Here is a 13,945-nt window from a genome sequence, read left to right as displayed (position 1 = left end):
TTATCGACCCAAATAGGACTCAATAACCGCTTCATTGGCTTGCACTTCCGCCAAAGTACCTTCGGCTAATATCGCCCCTTGTGCCAATACCGTGACTTTTTCACTAATCGCATCGATAAAGGTCATGTCATGCTCGACAACCACTAGAGTATGGTTCTTTTTGAGGCGTAGGCACAGCTCTGCAGTATGTTCTGTTTCGGCATCGGTCATGCCTGCTACTGGCTCATCGAGCAAAATCAGCTTGGGGCTTTGCATCAGTAACATGCCAATCTCTAGCCATTGCTTTTGACCGTGAGAGAGCAGCCCAGCAGGTTTGTTGGTTTTGTCGGTCAAACGAATTTGCTCAAGGGTCGCATCCAGGGTATCGCGCGTATCGGCATCGAGTTTGTTAAATAAACTTTTGGCCACGCGCTTGTCCTTGGGTGCGGCAAGTAGCAAATTATCCATGACAGTAAAATTTTCAAATACGGTGGGCTTTTGAAACTTACGACCGATACCTGCTTCAGCGATTTCTTCGGTAGATAAGCTAGCAAGGTTATGCGTTTGTCCAAAAAATACACTACCGTCAGTAGGGCGGGTCTTACCAGTGATAACATCCATAAGCGTGGTTTTACCCGCACCATTGGGACCAATAATACAGCGTAGCTCGCCTTCCTCGATATAGAGCGACAGATTGTTGAGTGCTCGAAACGAATCAAACCAAACGCTCACCTCTTCTAGGTATAGCGCAATACCGTGGCTAAAATCGACGCCTGATGGCTTTGGGTGACTGCGTCCCGTACCGCCATGAGTACGCCCATACTCATTGATAAGCTGCTCAGTCGTTGATGGTTTATCACTTAGCATTATTATTTCTCCTTTTTGAATCGGTCAAACAAGCCCATAATGCCATTGGGTAAAAACAAGGTGACCACAACGAATAACCCGCCTAATATCAATAGCCAAAACTCAGGGTAGGCGACCGTAAAGTAGGTTTTTACTGCGTTCACCACACCCGTACCCAAAATCGCACCGATCAAACTTCCTCGGCCGCCAGTCGCGACCCAGACTGCCATCTCGATTGAGTTCACAGGGTTCATTTCACTCGGATTGATAATACCGACTTGCGGCACATAGAGTGCGCCTGCGATACCAGCAATAACAGCGGATAATACCCAAGCAGATAGCTTGTACCATAGGGTGCGATAACCCAAATACTGTAAGCGGTTTTCGCTATCACGAATCGCACCCAATACGCGCCCATAAGGCTGATTCATCAAATAGCGCAGTCCCATGTAAGACACAAGCAGCGCCAAAGCAGTGACAAAACATAGGACCGCACGGGTTGAAGCAGCAGTAATGTCATAACCTAGAAGAGTAGTAAAACCAGTAAAACCATTATTACCACCGAAGCCTGTTTCGTTACGGAAGAATAGCAACGCTGCAGCATATACCATTGCCTGGGTGATGATGGAGAAATATACGCCTTTGATCTTGGAGCGAAAGGCAAAGAAGCCAAAGATAAAGGCAATCAGTCCTGGTACTAAGATCACCAATGCCATCGCCCACCAAAAATGCTGCGTGCCAGCCCAATACCACGGCATCTCAGTCCAGCTCAAAAAACGCATAAAATCAGGCAAGCCATCGCCAGCAGTCTCACGCGTTAAGTACATACCAAAGGCATAACCACCCAACGCAAAATATAGACCATGTCCCAAGCTTAGAATGCCAGCATAGCCCCAGACCAGATCTAGTGCCAATGCAACCATCGCCAGTGCCATGATCTTGCCAATGAGCGTGATCCAGTAAGCTGAAAGGTGAAAAGGTGAGGTCTCTGGCATCAAGTGTAGCCAAGGGAGTATTAAAAGTATGGCAAAACATAAACCGATTAAAATAGCACTGCGCCGCGAGTCAGACAGTAATTTGGTCAGTATCATAGAGCTCTCCTTATTCGACAAAGCGGCCTTTGAGGGCAAATAAACCTTGTGGCCGCTTCTGAATAAACAGAATCACAAGAACCAACAACACAATCTTAGCCAATACTGCACCGATACCAATCTCAAGTACGGTACCACTGACACCCAATCCCAAGGCGGCCAATACCGCGCCCCACACTTGTCCGACACCGCCCACAACAACGACTAAAAACGTATCAATAATATACGTCTGTCCCAGATCAGGACCGACGTTGCCCACTTGCGCCAGTGCACAACCAGCCATACCAGCCAGCCCAGAGCCTAGACCGAATGCCATCATATCGATGCGTGCTGAAGGGATACCAACGGCGCGCGCCATTTGACGGTTTTGAGTAACGGCGCGTATAAATAACCCAAAGCGAGTCTTGTTGAGCAAGTACACCAGTAGCGCCACGACGATGACCGTAAACACGATAATGGCGATACGGTTGTAAGGCAGTACAAGGCTTGAGGACACTTGATACGCACCGCTGAGCCACGCCACATTACTAACTTCAACGTTTTGCGCGCCAAAAATCATCCGCACCAGCTGCATGAGAATCAGACTCACGCCAAAGGTCGCTAATAGTGTCTCTAGCTCACGACCATATAACGGACGAATGACAATGCGCTCAATAATCATACCGATGATGGCGCTGACCAAAAATGCTGCGGGAATAGCAGCAAGCAAGTACCAGCCCGCCATGTCTGGCATATAAGCTTGAAATGCGTTTTGCACCATATAGGTGGTATAAGCGCCAATCATGATCAGTTCACCGTGCGCCATATTGATGACGCCAAGCAACCCAAAAGTAATCGCAAGACCAAGCGCTGCTAGCAATAAAATACTGGCCGTACTCATACCAGTGAAAATATGCCCCGTCCATGTGCTTATCTGAATACGGCGTGCCACGCTATCTCTGGCATCAATCAGCGCTGCTTCGAGCGTAGGATCTACGTTATCGGCTGCAAGAGCGGACTCGATATCAACCAATACCTGCGGGCTGTCGCTATCGGCGAGTAGATTGACCGCGGCGATCTGAGTGGGGAGGTCACCGTTTTTGAAGTCAATACGAGCTTGCAGTGCAGCTAATGCCTTTTTGACTTTGGTATTGTCTTCGTTTGTGGCCGCTGCTGTGATAATAGCTGGATCGACTTGATCGATATTATTAGCCAAAATCTCCACCGCTTGCAGGCGCTGAGCTGGCTTGTCAGATTCGAGCTTTACCTTTGCCTGTCCAAAAATAAGCGCTGAGCGTAATGTGTTGGTCAACGTTATTTGTGATAGATCACTGGGCCAGTCTGACGTTTCTTTTTTGTCAGGATAAGTAAATAGCTGATCCTCTGCATTGAGCAAATAAGTCTGTCCACCATTGCCTTGGTATAGCTCGTCATTTGCAATCAACTCAACCAAACTGTCCAAACTCTCAACCGATCCTGGCCAATCACTTAGCATGGCTTGGCGTTGACTAAAGTCTCCTGCCACAAATTGGGGAATAGCATCGCCTACAGTTGCTTGGCTAATCGTTGCTGGATTAACAGTGGGAGATTTTGCAGGCGTTGAGGCATTAGCAGGTGTGGTCAATGACTGCTCATTGTTTGTGCGTAATGTGTCACTACCGTCGGTCATTGACTCCGATGTCGCAGCGACGGTGTTCGCAGATTGAGTGGCCTTAATCATATGGTCATGGGCATGTTCTGTATTACTATGGTCACCGTGATCAGCATGTGCAGTGGTGGCCAAGGTCGTTATGAATAACGTGGTGACTGCAAGTAGCCGCAAAATCGTGCACACTGAAAAACAAGTGACGTGCGTCATTAGCCCGCTTAACGATGCTTGCTGAGCGTTATCATTTTTGGACGATATTTGCCCTGCAAATGGGCATAAAGTGTGGCGCTGCATATGCGGCTCCCTATGTTTTACAGACAACAAACCTTCAGCCTATACCGCTCATGTCTTGAGCGATAAAGGTTTGATAAAGTTTGAAGGGTTTTAAAAGGTCAAACATAACTATAAAGTCAAACATAGCTATGGCAGTTGAGCGCGCTGATTCGTGATTATGCTCAGGCGTTATAGGCTCACCATCAATATATTTGTCAGCATACAGTCATTAAAAAGACGGTCTATTTAGGAATGTACTCGCTCCAAGGCTGGGCTTGGATAACTTCTGGCGTCTTAAAAATCGTATCAAATTGACCATCGGCACGAATTTGACCAATCATGACAGGTTTCCATAAATGATGGTTTTCCTCATCCATTTTTAGCGTGTAGCCTGAAGGGGCATCAAATGTCTGTCCAGCCATGCTAATACGTACTTTATCGACATCAGTGGTACCTGCCTGTTCAACGGCTTGTTTCCACATATTGATGCCCACATAGGTGGCTTCCATCGGATCATTGGTCACAACCTTTTCAGCATTTGGCAGTTTTTGATCTAGTGCATACTGCTTATAGCGTTTGGTAAAGTCGCTGTTGGTTGGGTTTTTGATCGACATAAAGTAGTTCCATGCCGCCAAATGCCCTTGCAATAAACTGGTATCGATGCCGCGTAGCTCTTCTTCACCGACTGAGAATGCCATAACCGGAATGTCTGAGGCGTTGATACCTTGGTTGGCAAGTTCACGATAGAACGGAACATTTGAGTCGCCATTGATGGTAGAGATGACGGCTGTCTTTTTGCCTGTTGAGAACTTTTTAACATTGGAGACGATGGTTTGATAATTACTAAAGCCGAACGGCGTGTATTCTTCCATGATGTCTTCATCAGCAATACCTTTTGACTTTAAGAATGCCTTTAAGATCTGGTTGGTGGTTCTTGGGTAGACGTAATCAGTACCTAACAGTACAAAGCGCTCTGCGCCGCCACCTTCTTCGCTCATTAAGTATTCAACCGCGGGTATAGCCTGCTGATTAGGCGCTGCGCCAGTATAAAAGATGTTTTCTGATTGCTCCTGTCCTTCGTACTGCACAGGATAGAACATCAAGCCATTTAGCTCTTCAACCACTGGTAATACTGACTTGCGTGATACTGATGTCCAGCCACCAAAAATAACATCTACTTTGTCTTGAGTGAGTAGTTGACGGGCTTTTTCAGCAAACAACGGCCAATCAGAAGCAGGGTCAACGACCACAGGTTCTAGCTGTTTACCGAGTACGCCGCCGCTGGCATTAATCTCATCAATGGTCATGAGTGCCGTGTCTTTTAGAGAGGTTTCAGAGATGGCCATGGTGCCAGATAGTGAATGCAAAATGCCCACTTTGATGGTGTCGCCATCAGCAGCAGGAGTCGTCGTTGTTTCTGTAGTGGTTTCGGTTGTTGTCTCTGTAGAGGTCGCCGTTTCAGCAGGTTTTTGACAGCCAGCGAGGCTCAAGCTACCAACGACAGCGATGGCTAATAGTGAGAAGCGAGATTTGATTTTGCTGGGTAAGTGAGAGTCAACACACTGAGGATTGGCTAAAGTTGGTAACGAAAACATGGACATCTCCTAAATAAACACAAAAAGTAAAAATACTGCTCCTGAACAATAATTAAGACTTCAAGTTTTATGCCAAGTCAAAAAAGTCAGTAATCGAGTAATAATTGAGCAATAATTAAATCTTGTCGGTTGTTTTCATTAATTTAGTGCACGATTGTTAATAAAAGTGCACCATAAAGGGGAGAGGAATAAAAAGTTGGTGCAGTGTATAGAGCCACACACTGAAATAGAGAAGCTCTCATTAAAAGACCTGAGGCGATAAAAAAGTTTCTATTAAAAACGGTCAAAACGGCTACGGTAATCTTGCTAAGATAAAGGTTCTCTTATGCGCTTATCTGATATAAGACTGACGGTGACGCTAGGATAATTTCATTTTGAGGAATGACGTATGAATGTCCACCTAACACACTGGTCTGTCTCAAATGATCGTACCAGTATATTGTCTGCGTTCACTCGAATGACACGGCTCGCTGTCCTGCCAGTGATATGCGTTGGCAGTGCAGTATGGGGTATATCTAGCGCACAAGCAGCTATCAGTAGCGTCGAGCAAGTGACTATCTATCAGGGACTGGCAAGTGTCACACGTTCGTTGCCTATCACAGAGAGTGGCGAGCAAACCGTGATATTCTCTTGCCTGTCACCTTATATAGATAAAGAAAGTCTAAGCGTACATGCAATAGGTAATGTCAATATTGGTGAAATCAGTATTGAAGCGTTGAGTGGAGAGCAAGCCACCCAATGCCAATATCAAGGCGATGCCAAGGTACAGACGCAGCAAAACACTCTAGCCAGTATCAATGCTGAATTAGAAGCGGCGCGCTTGGCAAAAGCCTACTTGCAAAATTTGACTAAAGCCACGCAAGTCAACACAGCGAGTACGATTGCAAATAACGCACGCGACATAGAAGCGCAAGCAACCCGCATTAACCAAAAGATTTTGGACATTCAGCAGCGCCAAGCACGCGCCCAAGACGCACTGAATCAGCTGATGGCAGGCAGCGCAACATCAACCTCCAATGATGTGACACAGGTAAGTGTGCGCACCGCCAGTCGCTCGCCAAGTAGCATTAAATTGCATTATCAGGTGCAAGGCGCAGGTTGGGAGCCTACGTATCAGGCGCGTCTCAACACCAATAGTGATCAGTTGAGTATCACCGCCTCGGCGATCATCGCCCAGAAAACGGGCGAGAACTGGACCAACGTACCTGTCACTCTCGGTACCGCCAACCCCAATCAAAGTGCGACAGGACGACTGCCTTATGTGCCGCGCCTATCGCTATATGAAGAAAACCAAAATGCTCAGTATGCATCAGCTATGGTGGATAACACGCCTGTAGTCGTGTCTGCGAGAGAGAGCTATAGCGACGGCTCTAGCTCGCCAAATATGGCGCCGCTACCGAACTTTACGGTCAATAGCCAGAACAAAAACGGTATCATTGAGTATCGCTTGCCGCAGCTGGTGACGATACCCAGTGGTGGTAGACGAGTGCGTACTGTCATTGGCGAGCAGTCTGGCGGTAGTAAGCTGTGGGTTCGAAGTACACCCAGCGTTGAGACGACAGCATATTGGTATGCGTCAGCACCATTTCTGACGCCAGAGTGGGTGGATGGCTCATTACAGCTGTACCGTGATGACAACTATGTCGGACAGTCGCGCTATAACTATCAGATGCTAAAAGAGCAGGGGATTGGTTTTGGCCGTGATTCAAATATGCTCGTGAAAGCGCTGATCAACGAAGATAAGCAAGGTGAAAAAGGCGTGCTAAACCGCACACAAACCTTAACGACAACCCAAGCCTATCAATTTACTAACCAGCACGACCGCGCTGTACGCTTGCAAGTACTAGGTAGCGAGCCTATCAGCCGCGATGATAGTCTGAAAGTTGCAGTCACCCACACGCCGCCTATCACTGAGCGCAATTGGAATGACAATCAAGGCATGGTGGCGTGGGAGTTTGACTTGCCAAGCAAACAGTCACAGGTGATACGCTCAACGTCTCAAATCAGTTACCCTGCCAATAAAATATTGAGTGGTAATTGATAAGAGGCGCTTGATTAGTAAATCAGTTTTAAGCGATGTTTTTTATTTTTTTCCGAAAATCTATCGCCTAACAGAAAATAATAAAAGGAATGCTATGTGTATTGTTGCCATTGCTTGGCAGTTATTTGACGAACTACCTTTAGTACTATTGTCCAATCGCGATGAGTTTTTGCAGCGTCCGACGGATCCGCTACATCAGTGGGCTGACCAGCCTATTTATGCAGGACGTGATAGCCAAAGCGGTGGGACTTGGCTGGGCATTCATCAGCAGCCACTGCCAGATAAAGAAGGTAGCATCATATATGAGCAGAATGGACGCTGGGCGGCGGTATTGAACTTTCGTGATGGTGTGCAGGCAGGTATTAATGAGCGTTCACGAGGTGAGCTGGTCACCCATTTTTTGACTAGTATGCTTAGTCCGATGACATTTGCACGGCAGATTGATTTGCAAAACTATGCAGGCTTTAACCTGATTATTGGTGACGCCACTCAAGCTGTCATCGTTAATAATCGCGGTCATGCACCCACGCCATTATATGCAGGTCTGCATGTCATATCTAACGGTCAGCCAGAATCAGCTTGGTTTAAGACAGAACGTCTGCGCGGCAGGCTGCGCCAAGAGGTGTTGCCATTGATTGCTGAGGACAGCTCGGCTGAATACTGGCAAGCGGCGGCGTTCGATGTACTATCGGATAACACCAAAGCACCAGATGATCAGCTGCCAGAGACGGGTATGAGCACTGAGATTGAGCAAACCTTATCCTCTGTTTATATTGAGCCAGTGGCTTTTGGTGATGTTGAAACCAACACACCCACCTATGGTACGCGGACTCAAAGCATTTTGACATTACGCAAAGATAGGGATGCAGATTTCACGACCGATATCATCAGCCGAGAATTTGACAGTAACTCAAAGTAGTCATCAATAGCGTTTTGAGACTATAGATCTTAGAGCATAAAAAAACACCCACGGTAATTGCTAACATTCTAGTTATTATCGTGGGTGTTTTGCATCGTACTATTGAGTAACTCATTACATAAGCAGATGATTATTCTGCTCAGGAATGATCAGTTCTTGTTTTAAGGGGAGTTCGCGTACCAATTCTTGCAAGGCACGGCGATAAACGCCTCGTTTAAAGTGAATTACTTGTCCGAGTGGGTACCAGTAACTGACCCATTGCCAATGGTCAAATTCAGGTTTCCCTTCATCGAAGCGAATATGTTGGGTATTTGGCTCATCTAAGCGTAGCAAAAACCATTTCTGTTTTTGCCCAATACATAAGGGGTGCTGGCCATGACGTACATAACGTTTTGGCAAGCGATAACGCAGCCAATCTTGCGTGACTGCCAATAAGTCCACATGACGCGGATGCAAACCGACCTCTTCCCAGAGTTCGCGATACATTGCATCCATCGGCGTCTCCCCGCGGTCGATACCGCCCTGCGGAAATTGCCAAGCGTTGTGACCAATCCGTTTTGCCCACAGAACCTGCCCTTGTGTATTTGCCAAGATGATGCCGACATTGGCGCGAAAGCCGTCTGCATCTATCATGACTAAACCTTTTAATTTGTTTAAAAATAGCTCGTCCTAGATCCAAATCATAATAGCAATCGTAATTATTATAAGGTGATTGTTATCGACATCTGCCTAAAACGAGTTTCATTACCGTTATTAAACCAAGAAACAAGCAAAATGTGTAACAGTATTTTGCTATAAAATGTTTCACGAGTTTTACCTTTTAAAATCAACTATTTATGAATGAACTTTTGTATATTTATAGGATAATGGTTTTGTAGACGTGGTAATGAGCAGCGACAACTGTACGAGTGTAAAGTAATCAAAAGGTTTACAAAATAATAGCTTTATCAAAAGTCGAAGAGTAAGAGTAGTGTATTTACTCATCGTGACGCGGTAGCAGAACAATGGCTCTATAAAATCTTGCTTTGGCTTATGCTACACTAGCCAAGTGTTATATATTTCAAACAATAAAAATAGGCAATATGCCAATCAAAGTAAGGAGCATCTGCAATGTCAGAGTCAAAAGCAAGCGTCACATGGCAAGAAAACAAAGCCTTTATGGGCGTGTCACCATCAGGACATAACGTACAGCTTGATGCTGATAAAGAAAAAGGCTCAAGCCCGATGGAGCTGATCCTGCTAGGATTGGGTGGATGCGCCAGTTACGATGTCGTAGAGATTTTACAGAAATCACGCCAAGCAGTGACGGATGTACGTTGTGAGCTAACTGCCCAGCGTGCTGAGACCGTACCAGCAGTCTATACTGATATCCATATGCATTTCATTGTCACGGGTCAAGATGTCAAAGAAAAACAAGTCGAAAAAGCTATTAATTTATCAGCAGAAAAATACTGCTCTGCTAGCCGTATGCTAGTGGAAGGTGGGGTCAACATTACCCACGATTTTGAAGTGACTGCAGGTTAGGGACTTATACAATGATCAGTGCACTCTTTGACTTGGTTTCTGATAAAGTCGCCTCCGCCATCTGGGCGATGATAGCCGCAAGCTTACTGCCATGGGCAGTATCTTTAGTGGCAAAAATATCTGGTGGCTTTAGAATCAGAAATAATGCGCATCCACGTGACTTTATGCAAAGCACTACTGGTATTGCCGCACGCGCTGATGCCGCACAAAAAAACAGCTATGAAACCTTACCAGTATTTTTAGCAGCTGTACTGACAGCGATGCTACTCTTTGTACCGCAGTCTATTATTAATGTATTGGCTTGGTTGTATGTAATGATTAGGATTGGCTACTGTACCGCTTATATTACCAACTTATCGACATTTCGCTCTATTCTCTGGGTATTGTCGATGGCATGCTGTCTAATGCTGTTTTATTTAGCGATACGAGTCAGCGTATAGCACTGCCCATTGTTATTTATAGAGCAAACCATGTACGACTAGGTGATTATTTTTGCACGCTCGCTTGTAGTGCGCTGATAATCACCGCTTTATTCTTTTCTCTTTTAATCCTTTCCCATAATGTTTGCGCCTCAGCATAGCCTTTGGTCAGCATACCTAGCCACTGCTTATAACGCCCGACTAACACCACATCATTCTTTGCTGCGCCCTCCAAAAACTTAATCTGATGCGTGATCAAATCTTGCCATAACAATGTAGAGGCATTCTCTAGGCTTTTAGCATTGCTCTCAGCATTTTCTTCAGCATGGCTATCGACCTGCGCAACCAGATCAGGACGCGTGACTGCACCGCGACCTAACATCAAATGATGCGTTGCCGACTGCGTCATACAGTCATTTGCTTGCGCTGCTGTCCATATTTCCCCGTTGGCAATGACTGGAATATCGAGCGCATTAAAGCTTTGGATTTTATCCCAATAGGCAGGCGGCTTATAGCCTTGGGTCTTGGTGCGGGCATGAATAGTGAGCCAGTCAGCGCCGCTGGCGGCAATCGCGCCGCGAATATCATCCATTCGGCTAGTATCGGTATAGCCCAAGCGAATCTTTGCAGAGACAGGAATGTGGGCGGGCACAGACTGACGTACTACACTGATAATCTGATACATGGTTTCGGGTTCATCTAACAATACAGAACCCCCACGATGGCTATTCACCGTTTTTGCAGGACAACCAAAGTTGATATCAATTGCAGGTGCGCCAAGCTCGGCGGCATAAGTAGCGTTCTCTGCCATCAGCTGCGCGTCGCTACCTAAGATTTGCACATGAATAGGCGTGCCAGAAGCTGTTTTGGCATCGTGATGGAGTTCGGGGACGTACCTATAGAAAACATGCGCAGGCAATACATGCTGCGTGATACGAATAAACTCGCTCACTGACCAATCATAGGGACGCCCTAAATCTGATGCAATCTGCGTTAAGATTTGGCGCATCAATGGATCGGTCAGGCCTTCCATGGGTGCGAGGAGGCGGACGGGATTGGTAAATAGGTTTTCTGATAGAGGCATATATTTAAAAGACTGTTTTTAATAAATGTAAAATAATTTCATTCTAGTATTATAGTCCTTAATAAATTAAAACAGGACTTTATTATGTCTGAGATACGAGTAGAGTCAGTCAAAAGTATTCCGCTTTATAGTGTTGTACCGTTAATTAATCATATAAGTTATGATTCATGGTTATTAAGAGTGTCTTTATTCTTTTCAACTGAAGAAATACGGCAAATGGTGTACGTCGATTTCACTGATATTATTGGATTTAGAGTATTAGATAATGGAAACCTTGTTGAATTTTGGAATGATGATTGCCCGAACGGTTGGCTATGGGAGGTTAACGATGGAGGTTGGTTCGACTTAGAAAAACAGCGAGAAGGCTTTGTAACAGGTTATTTTGAAAAAGACCTATTAACAGAGTATCTAGTAATCGGAATAGACGACTGTATTAGCATTCTATCCCCTGGTGCACCAAAAATTACTACAGTAGATCCTCTACTTTAAAAACAGATTAGCTACTTGGAATAAAATATGCACAATACGTTTAGAAGGTGGTTAACAGAGTTAGAAGACATGGTAGTGATATGTGCTGAAGATATTCATCAGGAAGCAGCGCAAAACATAGTTAGCTTTGGCTTTAACCAAGATCTACTTGTAGAGTGGAGCGAAGATTCTGTCATAGAGTTTATTAGTGAATGCGCTAATTTATATCATAGAAAAAGTGGTGTTTCAGAAATGCTATTTTATGCATGGTTCGATGAGCAAGCAGGACAAATCAGAATTTCTGCCGTCAGCCAGTCGCACAAAAAACTGCCTTTTAGATGCGAGCTAAATCAAGTGACTTTAGATAAACTGGTGAACGGAATCTATGCTGATGATTCTGGCTTATATACAAAAGGGAAGTTGGATATATGGCAACAGAAGGTTTAAAAACTAAAAAGAGCTCAAGACCCAAAAATCACTTTTTTCCCCGTCTGTAATCCTGATATTAAATCTTTAATATTATGAATGTCTAAATTGCTCTGCGCGCGCGTACAGGCAACATAAAGCAAGCGCAGTTCTTCTGGGCTTATTTTGACCGCATTGGTGGTCACATCATAATAAAAGTCATCATCTAGTTGTACTTTGCCCCACTCAAGCCCTTTGGCTTTATGCGCGGTAGAGATCACATAGTCTGCATTTTCTATACTGGTTAGACTATTGACCGCTTGACTGAGGACATTCGTACCGTGATCGTCGACCAATTTGACCAGTGTTTTGAGATCGCTGCCTTCATTGGTTTCGGCATACTCTTGTACATCGCCCCAATTATAAAAATAAGCCAGCTCAGGCACCCCGTAAGCCGATTTGCCGTTTTTTAAGTTCTCAGCTGCTTGACAGAATTTGAGCATACGGTCAGTATCGGCTTGTAGCGCCACGCGGTGCCCGTGCTTTAATCCTGTGAGTAATTGTGACATCGCCGCGGCATTGGTACGGCAGAGAATGGCGTCTTTTTTACTATGTACCATTCCCTTATCAGTAGAGGACTGTTTATTCGGATTGCCCTTTAACGGTACATCTTCTTGTAGGGCTTTTAATAAGGTGTTGGCTACCTCCGCAATCGGTTCACCAAAGCGAAAAGACTGCGTCAATAATGTCTGCGGTAGGGGTAGTTTTTTCATGGCATTGACTGCGCCGCGCCATTCGTAAATCTGCTGATGCGCATCGCCCACATAGATGACTTGTCTCGATTGCTGGGTCAAGATGCCCATCATCAAGGGGTCAGCATCTTGCGCCTCATCAAACAGAATAAAATCCGCAGGGATACTCGGCTTGGATAGCGCCCACAGTTTAAGGTAAATATCATGGCCGATACCTGCAGGATGACGCGCATCGATCGATTGTAACCAGCGTTGCTCAACAGCAGGGTAGAGCATCTCACGCAGTTGCTCTGCATCTGACGCATCGAGCCAACTGGGGAACAGGATATGCCTTGGCGCAGGGTAGCTGGCATGTGTACTACAGAAATTACTGACCGCGTCGCTGACGAACCGAGATAACCTGGCTGGCGTGAGCGTAATATATTTATTGACCCCATCCATTTGCCGACGTACTTGTACAGGCTGTAGTCCCAAGTCGTCGCCCAGACGTTTGGGTGAAAAGCGCGGCAAAGACAGCTTTGCGGTAATATCACGAGCGACATGGCGATAGGCCAGCGAGTGAAAAGTACGGCATTCTACATGCGGCGGAAACTTCTGCTGTGCATCATTGGCAATGGCTTTGTTAAACGCCAAATATAGACCGCGCCCACGTAAACGTTCCCCAATCAGCTTGAGGGTCGTTGTCTTACCAGCACCTGCATAAGCGACCACTTTAAATGACTTGTGATCCATCGCCATATTCAGCGCGGCAAGCTGCTCATCAGTGGGGTCGCTCATATAAGCTGGCATCGATGCGGACATAATAAAGTTACCTAAAGTACAAAAAATGATTAAAACACAAGGGGCAAAAAAAGCCACTGGATAAACAATGGCTTAGAGATGATGATGGTGCTAAAACGTGATAATAAGCGCTAAGCTTACT

At 45.6% G+C, this 13,945-nt stretch carries 13 protein-coding genes; 6 read left to right on the top strand and 7 right to left on the bottom strand.

Going from position 1 to position 13,945, the window contains the following annotated elements:
- The 4 genes from urtD to urtA all read right to left on the bottom strand — a co-directional run bounded on the left by urtD (nt 1) and on the right by urtA (nt 5,411).
- On the bottom strand, nt 1–846 hold the full coding sequence (gene urtD, locus AC5JPT_RS08470) for an urea ABC transporter ATP-binding protein UrtD (protein WP_319051617.1): 846 nt from the start codon (nt 844–846) through the stop codon (nt 1–3).
- Nucleotides 847–848: 2 nt separating this feature from the next.
- Nucleotides 849–1,916 carry an urea ABC transporter permease subunit UrtC gene (urtC, locus tag AC5JPT_RS08465; protein WP_493857780.1) on the bottom strand — a complete coding sequence of 356 codons (1,068 nt, stop codon included), beginning with the start codon at nt 1,914–1,916 and terminating at the stop codon, nt 849–851.
- Nucleotides 1,917–1,926: 10 nt separating this feature from the next.
- Nucleotides 1,927–3,564, bottom strand: coding sequence for an urea ABC transporter permease subunit UrtB (gene urtB / locus AC5JPT_RS08460; protein WP_493858454.1), 1,638 nt, complete (start codon nt 3,562–3,564; stop codon nt 1,927–1,929).
- A 494-nt stretch (nt 3,565–4,058) separates the two neighbouring features.
- Nucleotides 4,059–5,411 carry an urea ABC transporter substrate-binding protein gene (gene urtA / locus AC5JPT_RS08455; protein ID WP_319051615.1) on the bottom strand — a complete coding sequence of 451 codons (1,353 nt, stop codon included), beginning with the start codon at nt 5,409–5,411 and terminating at the stop codon, nt 4,059–4,061.
- A 388-nt stretch (nt 5,412–5,799) separates the two neighbouring features.
- Between urtA and AC5JPT_RS08450 the strand changes: the two genes are divergently transcribed.
- A complete protein-coding gene (locus AC5JPT_RS08450) occupies nt 5,800–7,452 on the top strand; it encodes a DUF4139 domain-containing protein (protein WP_493857779.1) in 1,653 nt (550 codons plus the stop codon).
- A 94-nt stretch (nt 7,453–7,546) separates the two neighbouring features.
- Nucleotides 7,547–8,371 carry an NRDE family protein gene (locus tag AC5JPT_RS08445; RefSeq protein ID WP_493857778.1) on the top strand — a complete coding sequence of 275 codons (825 nt, stop codon included), beginning with the start codon at nt 7,547–7,549 and terminating at the stop codon, nt 8,369–8,371.
- 114 nt (nt 8,372–8,485) lie between these two features.
- On the opposite strand, the gene AC5JPT_RS08440 is transcribed toward AC5JPT_RS08445, so the two are convergent.
- Nucleotides 8,486–9,004, bottom strand: a complete 519-nt coding sequence (locus AC5JPT_RS08440) for an RNA pyrophosphohydrolase (protein ID WP_057761956.1) — start codon at nt 9,002–9,004, stop codon at nt 8,486–8,488.
- Between the two features lie 477 nt (nt 9,005–9,481).
- Between AC5JPT_RS08440 and AC5JPT_RS08435 the strand changes: the two genes are divergently transcribed.
- A complete protein-coding gene (locus AC5JPT_RS08435) occupies nt 9,482–9,895 on the top strand; it encodes an OsmC family protein (protein WP_493857777.1) in 414 nt (137 codons plus the stop codon).
- Nucleotides 9,896–9,906: 11 nt separating this feature from the next.
- Nucleotides 9,907–10,335, top strand: coding sequence for an MAPEG family protein (locus AC5JPT_RS08430; RefSeq protein WP_319051611.1), 429 nt, complete (start codon nt 9,907–9,909; stop codon nt 10,333–10,335).
- A gap of 46 nt (nt 10,336–10,381) precedes the next feature.
- Here the strand turns inward: AC5JPT_RS08430 and AC5JPT_RS08425 are convergent, their stop codons facing one another.
- Nucleotides 10,382–11,398 (bottom strand): tRNA dihydrouridine synthase, encoded by a 1,017-nt coding sequence (locus AC5JPT_RS08425; protein WP_493857776.1) that lies wholly within the window; start codon nt 11,396–11,398, stop codon nt 10,382–10,384.
- Nucleotides 11,399–11,482: 84 nt separating this feature from the next.
- Here AC5JPT_RS08425 and AC5JPT_RS08420 point away from each other — a divergent pair, with 84 nt between their 5' ends.
- Both AC5JPT_RS08420 and AC5JPT_RS08415 read left to right on the top strand, forming a co-directional pair.
- Nucleotides 11,483–11,887, top strand: a complete 405-nt coding sequence (locus tag AC5JPT_RS08420; protein ID WP_493857775.1) for a hypothetical protein — start codon at nt 11,483–11,485, stop codon at nt 11,885–11,887.
- A 27-nt stretch (nt 11,888–11,914) separates the two neighbouring features.
- Nucleotides 11,915–12,313: a hypothetical protein gene (locus tag AC5JPT_RS08415; RefSeq protein ID WP_493857774.1), complete on the top strand. Its 399-nt coding sequence runs from the start codon at nt 11,915–11,917 to the stop codon at nt 12,311–12,313.
- A 14-nt stretch (nt 12,314–12,327) separates the two neighbouring features.
- Here AC5JPT_RS08415 and AC5JPT_RS08410 read toward each other — a convergent pair whose 3' ends face one another.
- Complete coding sequence (locus AC5JPT_RS08410) at nt 12,328–13,824, bottom strand: UvrD-helicase domain-containing protein (RefSeq protein WP_493857773.1); 1,497 nt, start codon at nt 13,822–13,824, stop codon at nt 12,328–12,330.
- Between the last annotated feature and the right edge of the window lie 121 nt (nt 13,825–13,945).

The organism is Psychrobacter sp. H26 (assembly GCF_059073035.1).
Note: the sequence above shows the minus strand (reverse complement) of the source record. Positions and strands in the feature narration are given on the sequence as shown.